This is a genomic window from Actinomyces sp. HMSC075B09 (assembly GCF_001812395.1).
Lineage (GTDB): Bacteria > Actinomycetota > Actinomycetes > Actinomycetales > Actinomycetaceae > Gleimia > Gleimia europaea.
In genome coordinates, this window is record NZ_KV808742.1 from 22,117 (window position 1) to 45,355 (window position 23,239).

Annotated in this window: 20 protein-coding genes and 1 tRNA gene; 7 read left to right on the forward strand and 14 right to left on the reverse strand. The window is 57.9% G+C overall.

Annotated features, from left to right (window positions below):
• Positions 1 to 89: 89 nt before the first annotated feature.
• The 6 genes from HMPREF2854_RS06900 to HMPREF2854_RS06925 all read right to left on the reverse strand — a co-directional run bounded on the left by HMPREF2854_RS06900 (position 90) and on the right by HMPREF2854_RS06925 (position 8,308).
• Positions 90 to 998, reverse strand: coding sequence for an anchored repeat-type ABC transporter permease subunit (locus tag HMPREF2854_RS06900; RefSeq protein WP_070620883.1), 909 nt, complete (start codon positions 996 to 998; stop codon positions 90 to 92).
• Complete coding sequence (locus tag HMPREF2854_RS06905; protein WP_070620889.1) at positions 995 to 1,804, reverse strand: metal ABC transporter ATP-binding protein; 810 nt, start codon at positions 1,802 to 1,804, stop codon at positions 995 to 997. Before HMPREF2854_RS06905 ends, HMPREF2854_RS06900 begins: the two co-directional genes overlap by 4 nt.
• Before the next feature lie 35 nt (positions 1,805 to 1,839).
• Positions 1,840 to 2,853, reverse strand: a complete 1,014-nt coding sequence (locus tag HMPREF2854_RS06910) for a choice-of-anchor M domain-containing protein (RefSeq protein ID WP_083309443.1) — start codon at positions 2,851 to 2,853, stop codon at positions 1,840 to 1,842.
• Positions 2,853 to 4,565, reverse strand: coding sequence for a metal ABC transporter solute-binding protein, Zn/Mn family (locus HMPREF2854_RS06915; protein WP_148130924.1), 1,713 nt, complete (start codon positions 4,563 to 4,565; stop codon positions 2,853 to 2,855). Before HMPREF2854_RS06915 ends, HMPREF2854_RS06910 begins: the two co-directional genes overlap by 1 nt.
• The gene (locus HMPREF2854_RS06920) at positions 4,562 to 6,493 is read right to left on the reverse strand and encodes a choice-of-anchor M domain-containing protein (RefSeq protein WP_070620892.1); all 1,932 of its coding nucleotides are present in this window, start codon (positions 6,491 to 6,493) and stop codon (positions 4,562 to 4,564) included. Before HMPREF2854_RS06920 ends, HMPREF2854_RS06915 begins: the two co-directional genes overlap by 4 nt.
• A 564-nt stretch (positions 6,494 to 7,057) precedes the next feature.
• The gene (locus HMPREF2854_RS06925) at positions 7,058 to 8,308 is read right to left on the reverse strand and encodes an MFS transporter (protein WP_070620894.1); all 1,251 of its coding nucleotides are present in this window, start codon (positions 8,306 to 8,308) and stop codon (positions 7,058 to 7,060) included.
• Between the two features lie 217 nt (positions 8,309 to 8,525).
• On the opposite strand from HMPREF2854_RS06925, the gene HMPREF2854_RS06930 reads away from it, so the two are divergent.
• On the forward strand, positions 8,526 to 9,041 hold the full coding sequence (locus tag HMPREF2854_RS06930; protein WP_070620896.1) for an NUDIX hydrolase: 516 nt from the start codon (positions 8,526 to 8,528) through the stop codon (positions 9,039 to 9,041).
• 701 nt (positions 9,042 to 9,742) lie between these two features.
• Here HMPREF2854_RS06930 and HMPREF2854_RS06935 read toward each other — a convergent pair.
• The 3 genes from HMPREF2854_RS06935 to HMPREF2854_RS06945 form a co-directional block, all read right to left on the reverse strand.
• Positions 9,743 to 10,252 carry a dihydrofolate reductase gene (locus HMPREF2854_RS06935; protein WP_070620898.1) on the reverse strand — a complete coding sequence of 170 codons (510 nt, stop codon included), beginning with the start codon at positions 10,250 to 10,252 and terminating at the stop codon, positions 9,743 to 9,745.
• A 95-nt stretch (positions 10,253 to 10,347) separates the two neighbouring features.
• Positions 10,348 to 10,839: a hypothetical protein gene (locus HMPREF2854_RS06940; protein WP_222563174.1), complete on the reverse strand. Its 492-nt coding sequence runs from the start codon at positions 10,837 to 10,839 to the stop codon at positions 10,348 to 10,350.
• 171 nt (positions 10,840 to 11,010) lie between these two features.
• Positions 11,011 to 11,778 carry a sulfite exporter TauE/SafE family protein gene (locus HMPREF2854_RS06945; protein ID WP_070620900.1) on the reverse strand — a complete coding sequence of 256 codons (768 nt, stop codon included), beginning with the start codon at positions 11,776 to 11,778 and terminating at the stop codon, positions 11,011 to 11,013.
• 409 nt (positions 11,779 to 12,187) lie between these two features.
• Between HMPREF2854_RS06945 and HMPREF2854_RS06950 the strand changes: the two genes are divergently transcribed.
• The 3 genes from HMPREF2854_RS06950 to HMPREF2854_RS06960 all read left to right on the forward strand — a co-directional run bounded on the left by HMPREF2854_RS06950 (position 12,188) and on the right by HMPREF2854_RS06960 (position 14,669).
• Positions 12,188 to 12,264: transfer RNA gene (locus HMPREF2854_RS06950), tRNA-Met, on the forward strand.
• A gap of 609 nt (positions 12,265 to 12,873) precedes the next feature.
• Positions 12,874 to 13,830 carry a hypothetical protein gene (locus HMPREF2854_RS06955; RefSeq protein ID WP_070620902.1) on the forward strand — a complete coding sequence of 319 codons (957 nt, stop codon included), beginning with the start codon at positions 12,874 to 12,876 and terminating at the stop codon, positions 13,828 to 13,830.
• A 476-nt stretch (positions 13,831 to 14,306) separates the two neighbouring features.
• A complete protein-coding gene (locus HMPREF2854_RS06960; protein WP_083309445.1) occupies positions 14,307 to 14,669 on the forward strand; it encodes a YchJ family protein in 363 nt (120 codons plus the stop codon).
• A 150-nt stretch (positions 14,670 to 14,819) separates the two neighbouring features.
• On the opposite strand, the gene HMPREF2854_RS06965 is transcribed toward HMPREF2854_RS06960, so the two are convergent.
• Positions 14,820 to 15,656 carry a hypothetical protein gene (locus tag HMPREF2854_RS06965; protein ID WP_070620908.1) on the reverse strand — a complete coding sequence of 279 codons (837 nt, stop codon included), beginning with the start codon at positions 15,654 to 15,656 and terminating at the stop codon, positions 14,820 to 14,822.
• Positions 15,646 to 16,320, reverse strand: a complete 675-nt coding sequence (locus HMPREF2854_RS06970) for a DUF6318 family protein (RefSeq protein WP_148130925.1) — start codon at positions 16,318 to 16,320, stop codon at positions 15,646 to 15,648. Before HMPREF2854_RS06970 ends, HMPREF2854_RS06965 begins: the two co-directional genes overlap by 11 nt.
• 209 nt (positions 16,321 to 16,529) lie before the next feature.
• Between HMPREF2854_RS06970 and HMPREF2854_RS08780 the strand changes: the two genes are divergently transcribed.
• The 3 genes from HMPREF2854_RS08780 to HMPREF2854_RS06980 all read left to right on the forward strand — a co-directional run bounded on the left by HMPREF2854_RS08780 (position 16,530) and on the right by HMPREF2854_RS06980 (position 18,631).
• On the forward strand, positions 16,530 to 17,183 hold the full coding sequence (locus HMPREF2854_RS08780) for a TM2 domain-containing protein (RefSeq protein ID WP_222563175.1): 654 nt from the start codon (positions 16,530 to 16,532) through the stop codon (positions 17,181 to 17,183).
• A gap of 44 nt (positions 17,184 to 17,227) precedes the next feature.
• A complete protein-coding gene (locus tag HMPREF2854_RS08850; RefSeq protein ID WP_261666680.1) occupies positions 17,228 to 17,350 on the forward strand; it encodes a hypothetical protein in 123 nt (40 codons plus the stop codon).
• 348 nt (positions 17,351 to 17,698) lie between these two features.
• On the forward strand, positions 17,699 to 18,631 hold the full coding sequence (locus HMPREF2854_RS06980; protein ID WP_148130926.1) for a hypothetical protein: 933 nt from the start codon (positions 17,699 to 17,701) through the stop codon (positions 18,629 to 18,631).
• A gap of 68 nt (positions 18,632 to 18,699) precedes the next feature.
• Here the strand turns inward: HMPREF2854_RS06980 and HMPREF2854_RS06985 are convergent, their stop codons facing one another.
• From HMPREF2854_RS06985 to HMPREF2854_RS06995, 3 genes are all read right to left on the reverse strand, one after another.
• On the reverse strand, positions 18,700 to 19,017 hold the full coding sequence (locus HMPREF2854_RS06985) for a DMT family transporter (protein WP_070620914.1): 318 nt from the start codon (positions 19,015 to 19,017) through the stop codon (positions 18,700 to 18,702).
• Between the two features lie 11 nt (positions 19,018 to 19,028).
• Complete coding sequence (locus HMPREF2854_RS06990) at positions 19,029 to 19,583, reverse strand: O-acetyl-ADP-ribose deacetylase (protein WP_070620916.1); 555 nt, start codon at positions 19,581 to 19,583, stop codon at positions 19,029 to 19,031.
• A gap of 470 nt (positions 19,584 to 20,053) precedes the next feature.
• Positions 20,054 to 23,098: a UPF0182 family membrane protein gene (locus HMPREF2854_RS06995; RefSeq protein WP_070620924.1), complete on the reverse strand. Its 3,045-nt coding sequence runs from the start codon at positions 23,096 to 23,098 to the stop codon at positions 20,054 to 20,056.
• Positions 23,099 to 23,239 lie beyond the last annotated feature (141 nt).

Sequence of the window (23,239 nt, forward strand, 5' to 3'; positions counted from 1 at the left end):
CCAGGTCGTTTTGGCTCTTATGAGAGGCTGCTAAATACATTTGGTGAATCTCTACAGTTGTTTTTGCTAAGGAGAAGATCGGCGGCCTGCTAGCGAGCTACGGCCTCGGATTTCTTCTTCGCATTGATTGATTTGGTGAGTCGTTTTTGGATGGTTTTGAGGCTGGTTCGGACTGCATGGAGTGATTGGAAGATCCACACGAGGATGAACTCTGCCGTGATCGCTAAGACCAGGGCCGCACCGGTTGGCACCGACCATGACCACGACACCCACAGGCCAACTAGCGCGGCAAGGGTGCCGAGCATGGCTGAAAGCGCCATCATTGCACTGATTCGGCGGGTCAGGAGGCGAGCTGTTGCTGGCGGACCTACAAGAAGCGCAAGAACGAGGATGTTACCCACAGTTGAGACGGAAACTACCACGGCCAGTGCTGTGGCGACGTAGAGGACAACGTCGATAAGACCGGCGCGGTAACCGAGTGTTTGTGCGTATTCTCGGTCGAAACTAACCGCCACGATGCCGCGGTGGAAGATCACTAGGACGGTGAGGACCAGGGCTCCGCTAATAGCGACGGTGAGGAGGTCTGCCCCAGTCACTCCAGTTAAAGACCCGAAAAGGAGAGACTCGAGCGAACCGGTGTACGTGGGCATTCTGGAGACAATCACTAGTCCGACAGAAAATGCCGCAGCAAATAGGATGCCGATGATCGAGTCTTCGCCCACCGTTTTTCGGCGTGAAAACAAGGCGATGAGTAGCGCAACGATCACGCCGGCGATAGCGCCACCAAGGAGTGTGGACGTGCCCGTTGCGAAAGCAACTGCAATGCCTGGGAACACCGCGTGCGAGAGGGCGTCACCCACGAAAGACAGGCCACGCACCACAATATGGGAGCCCACAATTCCACACAGTACAGCCGACAGAATCGCCATGAGGAGAGCGCGGCTCAAGAATGCAAGTTGCGGGTTGGCCAGGTCGGCAAGAAACTCAATCGGGTTCACGCTCCGACCTCCACCTCAGTTAGCGATTGGACGGCGCGCACCAGCGCCGCGTTCTCGGACACCTCGTAGGTGGATGCCCAAAGTTCAGGCGCAGCTACGTTTTGCAACGGGCCTGTTGCACGCACCGTGCGGTTCAACAGGATGAAACGGTCACACATTCCCGCAGCCTGCACGAGGTCGTGAGTAGACATGAGAATTGAGATTCCCTTGTTAGTAAGTTCCATCGCCATCTTCGCAAGCGCCTCTTGGTTAGGCTCATCGAGGCCGGTGAACGGCTCATCCAAGAGCAGAATTGACGGTTTCGGAGCCAAAGCCCTCGCAATGAGGACACGCTGGCGCTGCCCACCAGAAAGTGCCGAAATCGGACGGGAGCGAAACTCCTTCATACCCACCGCATCCAGGGCCTCGTAAGCTGCGCGCCAGTGCTTTGCTCCGGCCAGGAATCTCGGTTTGAGCGACGAAATCACAACTTCTTCAACCGTGATTGGATACTCCCACCTCGCCTCCTGCTTCTGCGGCACATAGCCGATTGCGCAGCCTCCTCTCTTGAATGAGGCTTCGGCGAGCGCAGGGGTTTTTGACGCGGGCTTAGAGGGTTCGACAACAAGGGTGTTGGGGCCGGCCGTGGCGATAGTGCCGCTGTCTGGACGAAGAAGGCCAAGAATGGTGCGGATCAAAGTGGTCTTACCCGCCCCGTTGGGCCCAAGTAGCCCAACAAGTTCTCCGCGATTGATGCTGAATGAGACGTCTTGCAGCACTTGCTGATTGCCGAAGCTCACATTGACGTCCGAGACAGAAAGTACCACCGGCCTGACTCTCGTTGCTACAGGCTTAAGAGGCGTCAAGACATGGCCTCCTTCTTACGGCTACGGCTCATGCGCCCCATAACTACAGCTGCCACCGCGATGATAAGCACGGCGATAGCTACACCGATTCCGACCGAAAGCGCCAAGCCGTTGCCCGACTGCTGCGCACTACTGGCTGCCGCGCTATCGCCGGCCTCGCCTTCGTTCTTAGGATTGGCAACGCCTGCAGGATTGTGCGACGACCAAGCAAGCTCATGTGCAGCCTCCACGCTGGCATCTGGACCAACAGCGAAACGCAACGTCTGAGTGTTCGAGACGAGCTCGCCATCAATAGTTGCCTGCGCAGTTACGCGAACCAGGTGCTCACCCGGCTGCGTGAAAACCCACGAGACATGCGTGTGCGTGGACGGCTCAACGTGGATCAGCTGACCTTGCTCCTTAGTGGAATCCCAAATCACCTGCGGACCGGAGAAGTTCCCGGCTTCAACGAAAGTGGTTAGGACACCCGGCCCCTCGTGTCCCTCGAAAATCAGGTCCACACCGCCCGGAGCCTTCTCAACCAACTGCGGATGCTGAGTATTCCAGCCAAGCCACGGCACTCCCTCAATCTCGTGTTGCGGGATCACCCAAGCCTGCCCCTCGGCTTTAGTAAACGCATACGCGGGGTCATCGGGAACCGTCAGCTTTCCCTCCTCGCCAATCACAAAAACAACATCGTCGAGGTGGCGCCAAACTGGCTCCGGGGTAGTATCGTCGCGCGCCATCAGCTCAAACGAATCCGAGAGCGTCGCCCCCATGTCCACGTGTCCGGCTGAAATCTCAACCCGCTCGCCCTTTGGGGCAACCTTCTCGTTGCCTGTCACAGTCTGTGTAAGCGCCGGGTCAACATCTGAATCGGCCGGCATCACGGGCAGGCCAGCCCCCGCCACGGGCGCGGAAGATGCGAAGGCGGTTGTATTCAACAACGCGGGGGTGAGTTCGGGAAGGGTGGGCATCACCGACGTCGCTAGCAAGGTAACCCCAACAAGACTTGAGATTGCAGTTTTCATCAGATTCCTTTCAAAACTGGTTGAGAGGCGCGCGGCCAGGCCCCCTGTGACGTGGGATCCAGACAAGCCTTCAAAGAGGTAACGTTCGCTTCGACGAGGCTTACGTACGTTGGTGTTTGCTGTGTCAAGCTGTCCGCGTAGATCGAGCACAGACGCACTCCAGCGCTTTCGGCCGCGCTTTGCAGCTCCGCCTGATGCGCCGCCGACGCCGGGTTTTCAAAAACCGCCGGTACGTGCAAGTCTCTAAGCTGGCGGGACAGAATCGCCATGTCGCGCGAACTGGGCTCTATCGACGGGTTTGGGGCAACAAAACCGGCAACCTCGAGGCCGTACCGTGAGGCCAAATACCCGAAGGCGTCATGCGCGGTAACGAGCTTGCGGTTTTGCGCGGGGATGGAAGCCAGCACCGCGGCGGTCCACTGGTCAAGCTGACGAAGCTCCGCCTTGAACTTTTTTGCGCGAGTCGCATAGGCTTGCGCGCGCTCCGGGTCAGCCTTTGCAAGTTCCTCGGCAATGACATCCACGTACGCGATCGCATTGTTCACGTCATGCCACAGGTGCGGGTCAATCTCACCGTGAATGTGCTCACCTAAAACAGCCTGCGCCAAAATCCACGTGTCCTCGCCCGGCTTGCCCAAAAACGCCCAGTTTCCTTGCGGCACTTTCGCAAGCGTCCGGTTTGGCACCACGATCTGCACATCCTGCGGGTCGTAATAAACAGACTTGCCGTCCTCGTCCGCGAGCAGGCGGATTCCCTGAGGCGTCGCCGTAATATCCACGTGTCCCGCGTCCAAATGCACGAGGCCAGTGTCAGGCTCTACGCCTACTGCGAAACGGATCGCGACCTCGTCTTTCGGCGCGGCACTTGGGGCCTTCGAAGTGGCAGCCTGCTGTTCTTCGGCAGTTAGGGTCTCGGAGGTGGCATTTGAGCTATTGGCACTTGGGGTCTGGGAGACAGAGCGCGGCTCATACTCGTCAGTTTGGGTCTCGGAGCCATTTGGGTCCGGCACCCCCTCGCCCTTCGAAGCACCCTGCTGCCCTGCAAGAGACTCCTGGTTTCCCGAATGAGGCTCTTGCACGAGGTTCAGAGTGTAAGTTCCAGCCTCGCTAAATGCCCACGACATGTGGGTGTGCGCGTCAGGAGGCAATGCCACAGCATCAGCCGAGCCAAATCCGTCAGCCGACGTGATGTACGGGCGCCCCTCGCCAAACGTTCCGGTGGTAAAAGCCGCCAGCCTGCCCGGGCCCTCCATCGAGGTGGCACGGATCTGCCAAGGACCCGGTAGCCGGTCTGATCTGAACCCGAGCCACACCGTCGACAGAGCAAAATCCTCCACCAGGCGAATGTGGCGCCCTCCGTACGCGGGAGCCTTATCTCCCAAACTGATCAGCGGCACGCCCTCGCGTAAGTTTGCCCTCATCGTGTGACGAATGGCCCCAGATTCCAGCAGAAGCCCGTTTTCAAACGCAAGGTCTGCCCATGCCACGTCACGCACTGCTCGGAGCGGCGGCTCGTAGGAATGAGGGTCCGCTCCAGCCGGCACGAGGCTGGTGACCGACGCGTCCTGTCCAGCCACGTTGCGCACCAGGTCCGCGATGATGGGCGTCGATGCAACCACCTCAATCCGATCATCCTTCGACGCATTCGCGGGCGCGCATCCTCCAAGCAGGAGCCCCGCAACCATTGCTACAACTAGTGGCTTACTACTCACGAAACTGAAGGCGAGGACGGCCTCGCAACCCTTATGAGAAGAGCACCCGCAACAATCATGCTGAGCGCTGCACCAAGCCAGAGCAGGGCTGGTTCGGAGCCCGTCGTAGCAAGGCGACCTCCTACGACACCGCCCGCAGCCTCGATTTCAGCTATCTGTTCAGGGCTTAGTTCGCAGTCTGCTCCCGAAGCTGTCTTACCAACGAACACCTTTGCGGTGCCGTTACCGGACGCGCCAAACCAGCGTTTACCAACAATCTGGCCGAATGATCCGGACTCAAAAACTGCCATCGCTCCGGGCCCCTGCACACTATTCACTGTCCAAGTAACCGGGCCGGTAGTAGCTTGCGATAGCGACGGATGCTGCGTGTTTGCGCCCACCCACGGCACGCCCTGCATTTGCGTGGAACTAATAATCCAAACTGGTGCACCTTGAGGTGCAACAAACTCAATACCCGTCGGCGCCGCGACCTTAGCCGCATCGGACAGTCCAAATACGAGTTCGGTCGGGTTCCTCCAAGTTGCCGGCTGCGAACGGTCATCCTTCACCAGCATCTTGAGTTGGCCCGACTCGACTACCGATCCAACATCAAAGTGACCTGACGTCGCATTTCCACTACCCCCAACATTGAAGGTGAGGGTGCCCGTAGCACTGAGCTTCTTTCCCGATTTCATGGTTGCCGTCTGCGTGAGCGAAACCCGGTAGGTACCCTCCTTCGCGAACACCCAGTTTGGGTGCACGTGGGTGTTAGCCGGGATCGTGTGACTTCCCGAGGCCGAGCCTGCCGCTGGGACCGTCACCTCTGTTGGGATGCACTGTTCTGCTGCAGGCGCCGGCTGCGTCGGATTCGCTTGGCTACCGGCTGTGGATGGTGCGGCTGGCATGCCTCCCCGCGGTTGCTCACCCGTGGTTTTTGCGGGCCCAGCTTCGCCCTCTTTCCCGGGTTTGCCGCCCTGCTGGGTGCCACTCTCATGCGAGCCGCCCTCGCGGTGGTTTCCCCCTGACTTTCCGGGCTCCTGCTGTTCCTCGGAACCGCTAGATCCGTTGGACACCTCGGCACCAGGTGCGCTCGAGGTATCGGGCGATTCGGTATTCAGGCTGGAAATGCCAGCTTTAAGGTCTCCGACGATCCAGGTGAGCGTCGCCGACTTCGATGTGACGGTACGCCCCTCAGCAGTTATCGAGGCGCGCGCGGTCATCTGGTATGCGCCCGGCTTCGTGAACAGCCAATTCGCGTGCACATGAGCGGGCGTCTCCTGAGAGATCACCGCGCCCGCACGCAAACGCGGTCCCCCGGCCGTGACAGCCTGCGGCTTGCCAGAGAAAGTGTCTTGCCACAAGAACACCTCACCCGGGCCGGTGAGCTTATCAATCGTGATCGTCACCGCGGCGCCTGGCACCCTATCCGCTACCGACATCGAATCCCATCCCGGCCACAACAGGCTCTGCGACTGGGTTTGTGGCAGCGCGTAGCCGGAGCGCTCAATGCCCGCGATCTTGGCCGTGACATCCGTGAAGGCTTCTTGTTTCACGTGAAGTAGCACCTCCTCCGACGCGTGGCGCACATGCGACCCTGTCACGTCCTCCTTCACCGCGAGCGAAACTTCCTCACCATCGAAATCCACCGCGAACGCGTCCACATGCCCACGGTCTAGCACCACGCGCGATTCCATATCCGAGGAGGCGGGTTGCACATGCTTGATTTGCATACGGGACCCAGCTTGCGCCGCGCGCGGTTGTGTCGCGGCGTTTGCGCCCGGGAGTTGCGCAGCCTCAGGTTGGCCGGGCTGAACCTGCGCAACTTGGGGCTGCGCGCCCGGCTGCACTACACGAGGCTGGGCTGCTTGGGCATCTGGAACGCCGGCGAAGACTGCCGCGGCGGCGAACACCGAGGCAACGAGGGCGGAGGTGAGGTGTCGTTTAAGCATGGTTTACATGATAACGCTTCTCATTACTCTTATCAAGCAGATGTGTTGGCGGACCCGCGCACCCCAGAGGCACCCCCCAAACGGTATTCAGACCCAAACAGGCGAAAAGCACCCTCAGGTTCACCACTTCCCCTCTGAATACCGTCATGTGTAGCTACACGCCACAGCATTCAGACCCAAACAGGCAAAACCGACACCCAAAACAGGCAGTTCACCTCACACACCCTCAGACAGCACACGCCTCCGGACGGCATTCAGATCTAAGTCGGCAGAAACAGCTGCAGAATCAGACACTTTCCCTCACGGACGCAGATGTCGCTACCACCTCGTACACGATTCAGACCCAAACAGGCGAAAAGCACCCTCAGATTCACTACTTCCCCTCTGAATACGGTCATGCGCAGCTACACGCCACAGCATTCAGACACAAACAGGCAAAACCGACACCCAAAACGGGCAGTTCCCCTCACGGACGCAGGTGGGCACGCTAGCGTTCACCTACAAAACCGGGTAGCACCTCGAAACAGCGCTTCTAAACGAGGGAGGAAAGAACCAGATGCGCGCCTAGTCGCGGCCTGCCCGCTTCCTCCTCTTGAATCGAGAACGCAGCCGCTCGCCCCAACGATCCGACCTGAACTCTGGGTGCAACCACGCCACCCCCGCCGAAGCCGAAACTGCCCCAACTGCCAACAACAACGCCGCCAGCGGCGACACCCCGTACAAAGCCGTGCCCGTAATCGGCGCAAAAACCCAGGTCAAACCACCCGTAGCGGACAGAAGACCGGCAACAGATCCCTGCTCATCCGGACCAACCTTCAGCGACGCTCCCGCGTTATAGCCCGGCCCCGCAAGCCCAGACCCAATGCCAATGAGCGCAACGCACAATATCGTGACCCACAGCAAAGACGACAGCGCAATTCCAGCCACGGCCAAGACAACCACCATCAAACCCACGCGCAGCAACCTGCGCGGCGGCCACACCAACCGAGGCACCAAAACCAGCTGCGAGAAAATCGCACCAGCCGCCTGACCAAGCATCGCAAGTCCCGTGGGAAGCACCGCTCTCTCCGGAGCAATACCAAAACGGTCCTGCACCACAAACCCGATGCAAATCTGCACGATCCCCATCGCGAAGAAGAGACCAAAACCCGCTGCTAAATACGGCCGCACACGCCGGTCTAATGCGGACATTTTTGGAGGCTTCACCCTTCCCTCGCGCTTTGTCGACTTCGGTAGCGTGACAAGCGCGATAACAAGGGCAATACCCACACTCACCGGCGTTGCGTACACCGGCGCCATCAACCACCATGCGGCCAGTAGGCCCGACAGGAGCGCACCCACCATCGCGGCCACGTTAAAAGCCGACCCGAATGCCGCCATTCCGCGCACGCGAGAGGCCTCGTTGGGGGTGATCTCCGCGATTAACGCCTGCCCGGTTGGAGGGACAGCCGCCACCGCCGCACCGAAGAAACCACCCCTCGCCAAAATAATTCCCGATGCCGCCAAACCCGCCGGAATCAGCGCCGCTGTGCGGAGCCAAACCGTCAAAGAGAACAACAACCCCGCGCAGAGAGCCAAAACCAGCGCCGACAAAAGCACCGGCCGGCGCCCCCACGATAGCGAAGCCCTCCCCCACGGCTGGCTCAACAAAGTCACCATAATCGCGGCCAACGAGAGCGCAGCACCCATGTGCCACTCCGCGAGGCCGAGCGCCCTCGACAATGGAGCAATCGCCGCATTCAATAAAAACTGACCAATGTAAGTGAAGAAAACAATCGCAACAATCGCCCGCAACATACGCTTAACATCAGTCATACATTCAGCATACGAAGCCGGCGTGCGGCCCCAAAACCGCGCTCGCGAAAAGCCGCGAACATCACCAACAACACACCGCCTCAAGCGTTGCAGGCTTCCGAAGAGCCTCGACGAGCCGGAAGATTCCGAGGCGAGGATGCGACTGCGAGCTGGCGTAACCTGTCCGCGAGGAGAACTGCCAACCCGTCCTCGCATATCCAAGGCATAGACTGAATGCATGGCTATACCAAAATTTGTTGCAGACTTGCGCGAGCACGTTGGACATGCACCGCTATGGCTGTCGGGCGTCACCGCGGTTATCACGAACGATGAGGGCACCGAAGTGCTGCTGGTGAAGCGCTCAGACAACGGCCACTGGACTCCCGTCACAGGTATCATCGACCCCAACGAGGAGCCCGCCAACGCCGCCATCCGTGAGGCCATCGAAGAGGCCGGCATCATGTGCGAGCCAACCCGTATCCTCGCCATCGGCACAGTTGGGCCGACCACTTACCTGAATGGGGATGTGAGCTCCTACCTCGACATCTCTTTGCACATGCGCTACATCAGCGGCACGCCAAGACCAATTGACGGCGAGAATTCCGAAGTGCGCTGGTTCCCCGTCGACGCGTTGCCTGAGATGAACGAGCGATTCAAGCGCACCATCAGCGTTGCCCTCGCCGACCCGCAGCCCACACTCTTCAGCTTCGACCCAGCCGCCGCCGAGGCAGCCGCGGAAATACCCGACCTTTAAGACACTCGATTCCCGGGCGCTCCTAGAGCCGCAGGCCCGACTCGAACCCATACCTGTTTCCGCTGCGATGGCCTGCACTCAGGCGCCCTCGCCCACAACGATTCAGACCTAACGTGCCGCTTTATCGGTTGCGAGACCCATACTGCCCTTTTTGCACCCAAATCCAGCAGTTCCCCTCACAGTCACTGCAGCCAGGGGCCTCCTCAACCGGTATTCAGACCTGAACTGAGAAGAAACAATCCCAAACCGGGCGCTTCCCCTCACGCACCTTCAGACAGCACACCCCTTCAGACAGCATTCAGACCCAAACAAGCGAAACCTACACCCAAAACAGGCAGTTCCACCCAAAACAGGCAGTTCCCCTCCCGCACCCTTTCACACGTCCGGCATATACACGGCTTCAGACCCAAACTGGCAGCGAAGCCCTCGTAGAGAGGCAGATTCCCTCACGGATGCGAGTGGGCTCGCAGCCTTGAACACGAGCGTGAGGGCAAGCGGCAAAAACAGTTCCCAAATCGGCGCTTTGGGTCTGAATCGTTACAGAAGTATCCACCTCAAGCCGCATTCGTGAGGGGAAACGACCATTTTGCCAACCAAACCGACACTTTGGGTCTCAATCGATATCGCGCCGCCCACGTAAGTGACGCCGCCGGACGCGCCACTACACAGAGGCAAGCAACCCCGAACGGCGGCCCACTAAATCACCGACGTCGCAGATACGTCGTCACTTTCCATCTCGCATCACCAGACCGCGGCCGCCACTGCGCGTCCGACCGCGCCGGATCGGCCCACCAAGATTCAGCATCAATAGTCGGCGCGTAAACCAGATCGGGAGCAACGGCAACCTCAAGATCCAGGCCCGTCACCACAAGCTCGTCAGCGATACCCATCGCGTCAGCGTAAACCCGCGCGCCCCCAACGATCCATACGAGTTCCGCGGAAGTTTGCGCCACCGCGACCGCCTGCTGGAGCGAATGAGCGACCTTGGCCCCCTCGGCCACGTAATCCTTCTGCCCCGTAATCACCACGTTCAAGCGGCCCGGCAGAGGCTTTCCACCAAGCGCCTCCCAGGATCCTCGCCCCATAATCACCGGGTGCCCGAGCGTTGCCGCCTTGAAATGCTTGAAATCCTCCGGCACATGCCAGAGCATTTCGTTCCCATTGCCGAGGACGCCATTCTTGTCCTGCGCCCAGATCATCGCGATAGTCATGGGACACCCCCGCTTTCCGTTTACAACGCCAGCCTCCATTATTACCCGTCAAGGCCGCCGCAAACGCAATGCCGTGAAAATTCGGGCAAGGAGGCTCAACGGCGAGCAGATCGTAGACGCAGGTAGAGCGCAAGCGTCAACGCGGCCAGCGAGAAGATCGCAATGAAAGGCTGCAATGGGGCCCAGAACCCGAGGGCTCCAGCCGTGCCGAGCAACAACAAAATAATCTTGTTACACACCGGGCACGCCACCGCAAACAAAGTGATCATCACTCCACCCAGCAGGCGCCCGTTCTTTTGGAACTCCATCGGCGGAGCCTGCACGGCAAACCACGCGAACGTGAGTGCCGTCGTTGCACCCACAACCGGGTACTCCCACCAGCGAATAGGCACTTCGCGCCCAAAAATCGGGTTGGGGATCAGGTCCGTTGGCAGTCCCAGGAAAAGCAAAACCCCTACCGCCCATGCCGTCGCGATCAGTAGGCGCCTGCGCCGCTCCGCCCTCCTCGCGCCGGTCGCACCAACGTAGTCGGCGCCGAGCCCCTGCGGCATTGGTTGCGAAAGCACCTTTACCGTCGAGTTCTCCATGGTTCACCTTCCTCCCTCACCCACCACACGATACCCCAGGGGGTTTCGCCCCGCGAGCGTCCCCGCTCAATGAGATATTCATTCAGGAGGAGTTAGCTACCCCCTCACCATCAAGAACGCTCCGGTGGCTGCGGTTAGGCGTTGTGCGACGGGAACTGCCCGTTTAGGCCCCTAGCCCAGGACGCTAACGAGTCCGCGCGCAAACACCAAAGTGGCCCCGACGCACGCGACAATCATCGCAAAATTGCGTGCCTGCTGCTTAGTGATGTGCGACGAGACTTTACGCGCCGCGACGGTACCAAGCCCCGTCCCGACAAGACCCGCGACGAGGGTCGCAACTGCCAGGCGACCGTCGTGCGGACCATACCCAACTGCCAGTTTCAGCGGAATGTTCACCGCGTTCATCGCCAAGAAATACACCTGCAACGTCGCAGCGAAACTGCGCTGCGGCCACTGCGCCGCCCGCGCATAAGCCGTAAGGACCGGCCCCGCCTGCCCCACCGACGCCGACAAGAATCCACCCATTCCGCCGGTGAAATACATGGGGAGACGTCCCTGCGCTCGAGGCATATTCCGCGCAAAAAGGGTGAACGCAACGAGAGTCAGCATTATCAGCCCCGCCACAACGTCCATCATGGAGGCATCCAAGTTGCGGGTTAGTAGCACCGTCGCGAAAATCACCGGTACCGCCGCCACGGTGAAACGAATCGCTATCGCCCAGTCCACGTCCTTACGCTTCTCGAGGAGCAACGTCCCTGCCGTCACCGAGCCAATAACATTGCCCCACAGCACCCCTTCCGCGGGGCCAAACAAGGTGATAAACACCGGGACTGCCACCAGCCCAAAGCCCATGCCAGCAATGCTCTGAACGCCCGACGCCACCAATGTCGCGCCCACAATCGCCAAAAGCGCCCACGCCATTCCCATGGCCTTCACCATACTCCCGGCCACTTCCTCGCGCGCAACGTGGCAGCATGCAGTTGCCAGGCAAGCTCCCTATATACTTTCTCGCTCGCTACCGAGCCCCACATTCACCAGCGGGCGCCTTGCGATCGCGGCCGCGCTCATCCACCTCGCGCCCCACCGGAACGGGTCCGGACTTGCACTACTACAATCGCCGTTAATCGAGCCTCTCGTTGAAGGTGCCCGACGCCAGCCCTCCTCCCCCTCGCGTGTAGGCTGAAATTTGAGCTTCATTTGCTTATTTGTGAGGTCCTCGCGATCTCACAAATGCGCATTTCTGTTCGTTGGTAACTTCTTTTCCGAGCTCCGATTAGCAAGTGGTGACGAACAGCACCCGCTAAGCGTTTGAATTCCAGCCACCGGTTTCATAAAGTTGAAATACCGACGCGGGGTGGAGCAGTTCGGTAGCTCGCCGGGCTCATAACCCGGAGGTCGTAGGTTCAAATCCTGCCCCCGCTACCACTCAAATCTCGCCACATCGAAATGTGGCGAGATTTTTTGTTGCTCTGCAACAGCACGACGATAGCCACCAAATTGAGGGTGAACACGTCGGCCGATGAAACAGCATCCAGGCCAAAGCTCATCCCGCCACCTTCAACGATTCAGACCCAAAGTGGCTAAAACAGGTCCTAAAACGACAGTTCCCCTCACGGTCGAGGTTGTAGCTGCCTCCTCCAGCGCGATTCAGACCCAAAGCGGCGAAACTGATAGCCCAAACAGGCACTTCCCCTCACGCACGGTCATACACCTGGCAGGTTGGGCCAGCGTTCAGACCCAAAGCGGCAGAAATCCCCTCCCAGATGACCACTTTCCCTCACGCACCATCACAGCACTGCTCCTTCCCCTCACGCACAACTACCACACCGCTACTTCCCCTCGGCGCCCAACCACGCCTCCTTTCATCTTCTCCGCTTCGCCCCTTCCGCCACGCATGAATTAGAGGAAATCTCAGCGCTTTTTCTTCAGCACACCAACCTCGCGAGGAATCTGAAGGTGTACCGCTCCCGATAAAAACTGTTTATCCTTGTGCTAAGAACGCTCACAGAAAGGTGGCGGCCAGGGGCCAAGGCCATGAAAACGGGAAAGATTTTAGTTTCAGCGCTACTCGTCGCGGCGCTAGTATTTGGCTTCGGCTTCATCGCATATCACTACCTGACAAAATCGCAAAACAGTTGCGCCGAAGCCACCGAAGACCACGCAGCCGCTGTAAAGCAGTACGAAACAGAAGCCGTGAAAGCGCGGGAGTTACTCAACTTCTTCAACGACGAAAACTCCTTTGGGTACTCCACCAGCGACGAAGCCACTCCCCTCATCAAAGCCACACGAGAAGCACTGAGCGAAGCCCCCAAAGCCATCGCGACTTGTTCCTCCGCTGCCGACGCGAAGGCCATAACTAGAGCTACTCGCGAAGCCAAGGAGCACACAAAAATCCTCACCGAATCGGTCCAAAAACTCACCGAAGGCGTACTAAATTACGCTGCGCCTCTTATCAGTGAGAAGAACGGCGAATACCGAACCGCGATTACGGAGGCTCTAGCTAGCGCGAAAGCGAGCTTAGCGAAAGCAAACACCTCCGAAGGGTACGGGAAGGTCGAAGGATCACTAAATCTACTGATGGGTGCCCAACGACTGGTCGACTCGCCGCCCGAAATACCCGAGGTGCCCAGCGAGCTGAAAAGTCTTGACGATTTGCGCGCGGCCAACGCGACACTCGACCGAATAAGCGAAATAAAATCTAACGCGGAACACTACTCCACTGCCCTCAAAGGCTCCATCGACAAATACAGCGACGAGCTGGACAAGAAAAAAGAGGAGATGAAGAAGGAAGAGGAAGCCAAGAAACGCCGAGAAGAAGCGGAACAAAAATCCTCTTGCAACGACATCATCGTAGTTGGGAAGCAGTGCACTAACTACACGGAGATCCAGTATCTTGCGTCAAACGGCTGGGATCCAGACAGCGCGATCCAGGACGCGCAAAGCGAAGGGTGCGCCAGCATCAAACCTGACAGCAATCCTTGCGGTAACTGACGTTATACGGCCCTGCCTCCAGAGGGAGCCGGCAAATTAGACCTGCCTCCCGGCTGCTCGCTCTTCTCTAACGACAGCACCTTAGCGACATCCGCGCCCCTGTTAGCATGCGTCCTGAGCGACCGCTCCGTTGCGAGACCGAACCTACCCTACGACACAAGGCACCTCAACTTGGCATCTTGACATGGCTCGCAACCACGTCCGTGAGGGAAAGCTCCTGTTTCTGCCGATTTTTTGACAGTTCCTGTCTGAATCGCGCGCGAGGCCGATGCTCCAGCCACAATCGTGAGGGAAACTGCCAGTTTAGATGCCTGTTTTAGCCACTTTGGGTCTGAATCGATTCCCTGCGACGAGCCATTGGGCAGATACTGCTCGACTGAATAATAAGCAGGCTGCCACCACGCGGTAGAGGCCTCTAGGTCGGAAAGATTTCGGTAGAGTCACTTTAGGTCTGAATACCGGCAGAGAGAGAAACCATGTGCCCTTGTGGTTCCGCAAAACCCTACGAACAGTGCTGTGGCCCGTTCCATCGGGGAGGCAACCCGCCCACGGCCGAACTCCTTATGCGCGCCCGGTATTGTGCTTTTGCACGTAAAGACCGCGACTTCCTGCTCCGTACCTGGCATGCGAAAACCAGACCGAGCTCCCTCACCTTCGACGACGCCATCACGTGGACAGGCCTCGAGATCATCAAAACCGTGAAGGGGCAACAACCTGACTCCATGGGCATGGTCCACTTCCGCGCCCACTACCTCACCCCGCAAGGCCCGGGCGTACAGGAAGAACGCTCTCGATTCATCCGCACAGAGGACGGCTCGCCTTGGGTTTACGTCGATTAATTTTTGAGGATGAAGCTGGCCCCCTCGCCACGCCACAGTTTCGCTTGCACCGTGTTTGACCAGGATTGCACGCTGTTCGCGTCTACAGAGGACAAACGAGGTCATCTAGGCTCCTGCTGACGCTCGGATTATCATTCGAGCTCCTGGCGGCTAATAGCTAGGTTTTGTCAGCGAGATGATGGGCTTGCGCACCTCGAACTCGCTACTAGTGGACGTGGTGGCACGCTGCTTCGGCATGTCGAAACTGGAACCAGCTACATTAACTTTCGCGTCCCACACGGTTGTCACGGACACGTGAGTTCGGCCTTCGTTGCGGTAGGTCCAGGTGATTGACTCGTTCGGATAAGGCGCGCCATCGGTGGAAACAACCAGTTCAGAGGCACCTCCGCCGGGTTCGTTGAACTGGATCTGGTGCTCTCGAACGCTCCAAGTTACAGTGACGTCAAACCCATCGACGTTTACCGAGTTAGTCGGCTTCTCCCCAGTCATGTAGACAATTGTTGGCACCGTGGCAAAAACCCAACCCTTGTTGGGTTGAATGTTTACTCGCATGCCTGCCAAGTTTGCGTCATCGACCGCTTTAGCAACTATTTGTGACAGATCTACCGGACGATACTCAACTCCACCATCAGTGGTGCTGCCGCCGGTTGGAGCTTGGACCCGGCCAGTAACCGGATCAAAACACAACTGATGCGCATGACTGCCATTTGAAAACCGGCGCAAACTGCACACCTCGAGCGTGTCCCAGCCCGCCTTACCAGCCGAATCAAACCGCACGCCCTTAGAACCATCAGGGAGCAAACCCAAATCATAGATGCCGACAACCGGGAAGATGGGGGACGATATCAGAAAAAGAGATTCATTCGGTTTAGGGGCTTCAACCAAAGGCTCCCGGCCCTCGCTTTGGGCAAGAGCGACACCGCCAGCACCTAACAGAGCGACCAGGGTAAGAGTTGGCAACAGAGTCAGCAATGACTTATTCATCATCTGCCTCCCTCATCTGAAACTCCACAACCTTCCAGCCATCCCGCCATACCACTTCAACTCCACCTATGATGTCCGAATCCTCGAATTTGACGAGTTCAGGCGTCGTAGCATCGTGGAATATATGCCCGGGAACAAATGCCGAGAGTTGAGTTCCAAATTCGACCTCCGGTCGGCTTCCCTCGAACAAGCTTCCGTTCACCCTGGTGACCTGAAGCTCGTAGCCTTCATAGTACGAACCTTCCTCGCTGACTTTTCTCATGCGATCTAGGAAACTGTTGCACGATGCAGAGTCTTCAATACATAAGCTTGCAAATGCGTCAATATCCTGAGTAGCGCCTGTGTATCCAAACATTTCCAGGACATACACAGAAAACGCCTGCGCTCCTAGTACGGAGTGCTCGTGCGCCTCGGCCGGCATTTCTGGTTTGGGGTGCGGGTAGAGCACGTCTGCCGGTGGGATTGTTGGAGTTGCGCTTGGGGCTTCAGTTGTAGCTTGGGAAGCAAGAGAAGTTTGGGCCTCCTCGGCCCCGTTATTCCCCGGTGAAGAACACCCTGCGATGCCCACGCTACACAAACTTAGTATGGCCACAGCTGTCATGGTTTTGGGATGGCGCATCGCACTGAACTCCTCGAATCTGGAACCTGTACAAGGAAAGTACGACATACGAGCGCCAATTCCTAGACCGTCTCAAAATTCTGTGAATAACTCGGATTAGAAATGAGCGCTTCTCCAGCTCGACGTCGCGCCAGTTTCGAAAAAGATAACAATCTGCGTGTCGAAGGCACGCCTTGAAAAAATTTAAGAGAACTTCTGGCACTATGGATCTGAATCGCGAGCGAGAGCCAAACACCAGTTGGAGAGGAGGTGCCCCGATGAGCGCATTTCCTCAACCTGAAAAGTATTGGAACACCGAGGAGGGCGAGACGCACAACGAGTCTGAGACCCAAAATGCCTGCGAATACAACCTCCCTCAGCTTCAAGACAATGATTTCCAAAGAGATGTTGCACGCGTCGAGCACGCCTCCGCCACTTCCCCACGGGCACCGCGAAAGCCCCGAGTAAGCGGTAACGTCAATGCCGGCCACTCGCGCGCAGAACGCAGTTCATACCGGGCACCTCTGCCGCCGGGTGGTTCAAAGAAAAACACGGTCAAGCGACCTGAACCTTCACCAGATACAACAAGTGAAATGGCGGCGACCTCGAAAAACTCTGCGGTTACGAAGATAAGAAACACTTTTCAGACCCTAAATGCCGGCCGCAACAAGCACCGAGATGCCGCTGACAAACCACAAAAAGACAGGGTCGTAGCCGGCGTGCTGGCCATTTTGTTGGGAGCGTTTGGAACCCAGAACTTTTACCTAGGTAAATACAAACTAGCGGTTATCCAGCTGCTGATTACCTTGCTATCTGCGCTGGGCCTCGCTCCCATCGTTGCCATGTGGGGAATTGTTGAGGGAATCATGTACCTGTTCGGTTCAGACCCGAAATGGAAAGTTGACGGGTGGGGGCGTCCTCTCGCAAACTAGACCCCTGCTTTGCGTTACAGGACAAATCACGATTCAGACCAGAAGTGCCACAAAAGCCTCCTTACATGCCACTTCCCGTCGGAATCGCAATCATGCAGAGGCGGATTCGTAGCGATTCCGACCTAAACCGTCTTGACCGCCTCGGATTCCTGGCACTTCCCGTCTGAATACGGCCCAGCCCCGCATAGTCTGCCTCCGACCGCAGCTCCATCGCCGGCCTGCCCCTGCTCACATGTTCTCCATGCCCTACCAGTTTCCCCAAGCCGGGCTCTCATAACAGAATCCACACCCCTCGTCGGATAGCACCCCTCGAAAATCACAATCATGATGCCCTTTCACGCATGGGAAATCTTCACAACATCGCAACATGGGCACAATCAGGCCGAACCATCACAAGGCGCAAAAACAGTAGCCGCGTCAGACTAGCCTACGGGCTCTGGGCGCAAATCCAACCCGGTGCACCCTGGGAAATCTGGGAAGCCGTCCAGAAGGAGCGCGCCCGCCGAGTACTTGACATGTCCGCCGAAGGCACCGCCCTAGACGGAATCATTGCTGCCCTCATCCACGGCGCACCGATCCCACACAAAACTTGGGAAATCGAGCTCATCACAGGAGTAAAGCATTCCCGCCACCACTCCAAATGCAAACTACGTTTCGTAGGCGAGGCCACTTACCAGTGGTTCGGCAACGCCCTCGGTCTTTTGCCCGCACAAGCACCCTCGGGATCGCCCGGAACAAGCCTAGAGGCATCCGCACCAACGCACAGCCACAATCTGCCTCGAATCCACGAGGCAGTGGTCAAACGAAGCTCCAGAACCCTTCCCGCGTCCGCCTACACAACAATCGATGGCATGAAAACGCTGAGGTGGGACTACCTCTGTGTGGAGCTACTGGCGCGCCACCCCGCACGCCATTGTGTGCCCATAGTCGACTGGTTCATCCAACAACGCGTCCGTGAACACAAACGTGACCGGGCAGCCGTCGAAACAGCCTTTAGGACCATCCTTCTAAGGTTCGAAACAATCCTGGCAAGCCGAAAAGATCACCGTGGCAAACGACGCGCACGCCGCAATCTGCGTCTCATCTCCCCCTGGTCGGAAAGCATCGGCGAATCGCTACTAAGACTCGAACTTCACCGTTTTGGATTTCCTCCCGCCACCGAGCAATTCGAAATCGGAGAAGGCAGACGCCGCTACTTCGCGGACTTCGCCTACCCATCGAAGGGGCTAGCGCTCGAATTTGACGGCATGATCAAATACGACGGCAGCCTGGTCAGTCCCGAGACTGTCCTACATGACGAGCGTCAACGAGAAGAGACTATTCGCAGCAAACTCCCACACCTCGAACGGTTCACCTGGGGAGAGTTCAAATCTGGGAGCCTGTCCACTCGCCTCGGCAAGCTTAGATCCAGATACTTTCCCGGAGCATTAACGAGACGCCTCATCTGAACATTGAAACGAAGCACCACCCCACGTGTGGGAGCCTATTTCAAGACTCGTGCGTGTGCTCCCCCACGCTATGACACAACTTTTAGGCCGGCAACGCCAGCAACGATCATGCCAATGAAGACCAACTTCAAAGCTGTTAGTGTCTCAACCCCAGCGAACGCTGCCCACAACACCGTTGTTGCCGCACCAATCCCAACCCAAATCGCGTAGGACGTTCCAACCGGCAAGTCACGTAGCGCCAAATACAGGCCACCCACAGAGATTATCGAACCGACCACAAAACTCAGCACATTTAGCAACGTAAGAGCACCACCCGCCATACGGTCCAATGCACTTGCCCACATGGCCTCAAACATCGCAGAAACCACTAGAATCACCCACGCCATCAGCGTCCTCCTTAATCAACTTCGAACGAGCCCGCGGCTAGCGTTAGCGCCGATTCAAATATCGCGCGAGAATTCTCATTCGTAACCGCAAAAATAATCGTTTGTAAAGCCCTGCAAGCACCATTCTCTGCACTGTTCCAGGCCATAACAGCTGAAGCCGCGACCCGCGCGACCTCGTCCATTCCCCAACCGTAGGCGCCAGCAGAAATAGCTGGGAAAGCCACCGATCGGGCACCCAACTGTGTAGCTAACTCCAAAGAGCTCCGGAATGCCGACTCGAGCAGATGCGGATCTCCCTCGCCTGCATGCCGATTCGGACCAACCGTGTGGATGACCCAAAGTGCCTGCAGTTCATAAGCCTTTGTAGCTACGGCCTGCCCAGTTGGTAGCCCGTCCGGCAACTCCGTGTCCCGTATCTTGCGGCATTCTTTAAGCAAACCCGGACCGGCTGCCCGATGAATTGCGCCATCAACCCCGCCTCCTCCCAGCAGCGAGGAATTTGCCGCATTCACAATCACATCGACTTCGAACAAAGTTATATCTGCTACCTCGACGATTAGGTTCAAAACGGCCTCCCTTCCTGGCTACCCGCTACAACCGTATGTCATGCGCGTCCCGATCGCGTGCGAGACCCAAAGTGACACAAAATCCTGATCATGGAGGCACTTCCCCTCTCGAAACCGTTAGGCGCTCGAGCGCTCCACTAGCTTTCAGACCCAAAACGGCGAGAACGAGGGAGAAATCAGGCGCTTTCTCTCACGCAGCGCGGCAAGGCAATCCGTTTGTGACCGCATTCCGACCCAACCGGCCAGAATTACCACCGAAATAGGCATTTCCCGTCGGGCACGTGGTTTAGAACTGCCAACCGAGAATTCGAGCCGTATGCAGAGGCCGGGCCCACCAAAAGCGCAGGCCGAAGCCAGGCCCATGAGCCCTCATCGCCGGAGGCAACGCCGCGGCGCCCACCCCGGGGTAAAGCAAGGCCTCCCGCCTACCAGCTTGTCAGCGGCAGACGGGAGGCCCCAGGTTTGCCCTACTACTTAGCGGCTGTGCCCTCCGGCTCAGTGGGCGCGGCCGTCGGTTCAGGCGCGTCAACAGTGAGTTCCTCAGGGCTGAGCTGAGTTTGCGTGTCCAGCTCGTTCTGCAAACGCAGTGCTTGAGTCAAGTAGTTCTGCAAGCGTTGTTGCTGCTTACCGTACTCGGCCCAATCGCCAGCCTTCATCGCGTCCTCACCCGCAATGATGGCATCACGTGCACCTTGCAAGGCGCTGGTCAGCTTCTGCTGGGTCGACAGGTCCAAATCCTCACCGTCTCCCGATCCGGATCCGTCCGTACTTCCCGTGCCTTCAGCTAGCTCCGCCGCCGAGTCACCCTTGAATGTCATATCGAGGGCGCCCTCAAGCGTCTCACTAAAGCCAACGGAATCACCAAACGCGGTCATGACCTTACGCAGAACCGGGTACTTGGTTGAACCCGTACCCTGTAGGTAGACCGGCTGCACGTATAGCAGGCCGCCACCAACAGGCAGAGTCAGCAGATTTCCGAGGATTACCTCGGACCCTTCTTGGTCCATCAGGTTCAGCTCTCGCGCAATCTCCGCGTTCGCGTTGAAGTTGTTCTGCACCTGGCCCGGCCCCGGCACCGTGGTCGAGGATGGAAGCGCGAGCAGACGCAACTGACCATACCCCTCACGCACCTTACCTGCCTCAGACCCCGTCTCAGAGTCAACAGCGAGGAAGCCTGCCATCGGTTCTCGATCCGCACGTCCGCCCGGCACGAATACCGAGGTCAGTGAGAACTCTGCGCTTTCTTGGCCCGGCATCTGCATCGTCAAGTAGTACGGAGGCTGAACTGGCGTAGAGCCATCAACGTTTCGCACTGACGTGGGGTTTTCGGACAGCCTCCAACGGTCACCGCCCGTGTAGAAATCGCCGGCCTCGGTCACGTGATATGCGGCAAGCAACGACCTCTGAACCTTGAACAGGTCCTGCGGGTAGCGAAGGTGCGCCATCAGGTCACCCGAAATGTCCGCGAGCGGCTTCACCTGACCGGGGAAGGTCTTCATCCAGGACTTAAGGATCGGATCCTCCTCATCCCACTGGTAGAGAGAAACTGAACCATCGTAGGCATCAACCACTGCCTTCACCGAGTTACGCATGTAGTTGATGTTCGGCTGCGCGGCGTACAGCGCTGAATCCTGCGTGGAGGCATCCGCAGTTGCTGCGGAAACATTCACGTGCTGCGCATACGGATAGTGGTTCGACGTGGTGTAAGCATCCACGATCCACACGAGGCGTTTAGGCGTGGACGGGTCACCATCCACGTCTACCACTGCCGGGTAGGGCCTACGGTCAAGCGTGAGGTAGGGTGCAACCTTCGAAACTCGTAGTGCCGGGTCACGGTCGTACAGAATCTGCGATTCAGAGTTAATCTGAGACGCGAAGAAGATGTTCGTCGACTGGAACTTGATTGCAAATAGGAGTTTGTTGAAGAAGTTACCAATGGACGGGCCACCATCACCATCGAACGTGGTTGGAACCTGGCCGCCGGACTGCTCATCGGGATAGTCCAACTCGAGCGGGTCGGATCCTTCAGGAGCGCCAACAATCGAGTATTCGGGCGAGTTCGGCGAGAAATACACCCTCTGCTCATACTCTCCAACGTCGCCGGTGGAAGGAATACCGTCCTCCCACCACTGCGGCTCACCCTTCGAGTCAACCCTGTTGCCGTAAGCGGCCACCACGCCGTATCCGTGCGTGAAAATGGTGTGCCTGTTAACCCAGTTCTGTTCGTTGTTGTCGAGGCCCTCGAGGTCGATCTCGCGAACCGCGATAACCGTGTCCCTCTTCTGACCGTCAATCTCGTAACGATCAACGTTCAGCTGATCCTCGAACGTATAGTACGAGCGCGACTGCTTTAGCTGTCGAACAGTCGGTGAAATTATGTCCGGGTCAATAAGACGGATCTGCTGCGTTGACGCCGCATCGTCACGGAGCTGGCCAGTGGCGGTATCAGTCCTCGCCGCGTAGGTCTGAACTTCAACATCCTCGAGGTCATATGCCGCAAGCGTCGCGTCAATGTTGCGCTGAATGTAGGGCGACTGCAGGGCGCGCTCGTTTGGACGCACCTTGAACTGTTGGATCAGCGCAGGGTATGCCATTCCCAGAACAAGGGCGGAAACCACCGTAACAGCAACACCCGCCACGGGCAGGTGCCATGTGCCGCGGAAGGCCGCAACCACGAAGAGTATCGCTACAAGCACCGAGATAACCGCGAGTATCAGCTGCGCCGGAATGTAAGCATTAACCTGCGTGTACAGGGCGCCATCCGAAGGTGATCCGGTGGTCTCAACCAGCGCCCGGTAAGGGGCAATCCAATAGCGCAGGCCAACCACTAGCGACAGGATTGCCGCAAGGATTCCAACCTGACGCCGAGCCGGCCTCGTAACCCGAAAACGAGGAGCCACCTGAATAGCACCGTAAAGGTAGTGCACCACGATGGAAGCGAGAAGGCTCACGACAAACACCGTTGTGAAAAGCGAGAGGATCATCTTCAAGAGCGGCAACGTGAACACGTAGAACGAAACATCGGTGTTGAACTGCGGATCCGTAATTCCGAACGGAGTACGGTTCATCCACATGATGATCTGCCGCCAATCGGCGGCAAGCCCGAGGCCCGTGAATAGGCCGATGATCAGCGGAACACCCCAGAAAATGACGCGTCGCAGCGACGTCATTTTCTCCTGATACTGCATTAGGCTTTCGCTACGGCCTCCAAGCATTGAACGCGGACGTTTCTTGTGCGCCCAGTTCATGTTCAGGCCAACAATAGTAGCGTTCACAACCGTTGCCACAGCGACAATCGCTAGAATCGACAGCCACTTGGTCCACAGCACTCGTTGGGCTTCCAACTGGTTGAACCAAAGGACCTGCGTCCACAAATCGGACGCAACGTAGATGAACGCCCCAAGAATCACAAGCACCAAGATGGTGATCCGGAAAGGCGTCATCCCTTTCTTAGGATGACTGGGCTTTTGCGGCCGAGGCTGCTCAGGAAAGCCCTGGAATGGAAAACCGCTCACGTTTTTCCTCTCGAAAACTAGCGAGTTTGCTTACATCGTCCGTCCAGTCTACCGATTGGCGAGGCATAAGGCACACGGGAATAATGGTGCTTAACATACCTGCCTTACGCGCTACCGATCGGGGCTGAACGTTCTGGTTCA

What these genes read in the sequence shown, in the direction of transcription:
- HMPREF2854_RS06910 (WP_083309443.1), bottom strand. Translation starts at nt 2,853, where the DNA reads ATGAAAACTGCAATCTCAAGTCTTGTTGGGGTTACCTTGCTAGCGACG.
- HMPREF2854_RS06920 (WP_070620892.1), bottom strand. Translation starts at nt 6,493, where the DNA reads ATGCTTAAACGACACCTCACCTCCGCCCTCGTTGCCTCGGTGTTCGCC.
- HMPREF2854_RS06925 (WP_070620894.1), bottom strand. Translation starts at nt 8,308, where the DNA reads ATGACTGATGTTAAGCGTATGTTGCGGGCGATTGTTGCGATTGTTTTC.
- HMPREF2854_RS06930 (WP_070620896.1), top strand. Translation starts at nt 8,526, where the DNA reads ATGGCTATACCAAAATTTGTTGCAGACTTGCGCGAGCACGTTGGACAT.
- HMPREF2854_RS06935 (WP_070620898.1), bottom strand. Translation starts at nt 10,252, where the DNA reads ATGACTATCGCGATGATCTGGGCGCAGGACAAGAATGGCGTCCTCGGC.
- HMPREF2854_RS06940 (WP_222563174.1), bottom strand. Translation starts at nt 10,839, where the DNA reads ATGGAGAACTCGACGGTAAAGGTGCTTTCGCAACCAATGCCGCAGGGG.
- HMPREF2854_RS06945 (WP_070620900.1), bottom strand. Translation starts at nt 11,778, where the DNA reads ATGGTGAAGGCCATGGGAATGGCGTGGGCGCTTTTGGCGATTGTGGGC.
- HMPREF2854_RS06955 (WP_070620902.1), top strand. Translation starts at nt 12,874, where the DNA reads ATGAAAACGGGAAAGATTTTAGTTTCAGCGCTACTCGTCGCGGCGCTA.
- HMPREF2854_RS06960 (WP_083309445.1), top strand. Translation starts at nt 14,307, where the DNA reads ATGTGCCCTTGTGGTTCCGCAAAACCCTACGAACAGTGCTGTGGCCCG.
- HMPREF2854_RS06965 (WP_070620908.1), bottom strand. Translation starts at nt 15,656, where the DNA reads ATGATGAATAAGTCATTGCTGACTCTGTTGCCAACTCTTACCCTGGTC.
- HMPREF2854_RS06970 (WP_148130925.1), bottom strand. Translation starts at nt 16,320, where the DNA reads ATGTCGTACTTTCCTTGTACAGGTTCCAGATTCGAGGAGTTCAGTGCG.
- HMPREF2854_RS08780 (WP_222563175.1), top strand. Translation starts at nt 16,530, where the DNA reads ATGAGCGCATTTCCTCAACCTGAAAAGTATTGGAACACCGAGGAGGGC.
- HMPREF2854_RS06980 (WP_148130926.1), top strand. Translation starts at nt 17,699, where the DNA reads ATGTCCGCCGAAGGCACCGCCCTAGACGGAATCATTGCTGCCCTCATC.
- HMPREF2854_RS06985 (WP_070620914.1), bottom strand. Translation starts at nt 19,017, where the DNA reads ATGGCGTGGGTGATTCTAGTGGTTTCTGCGATGTTTGAGGCCATGTGG.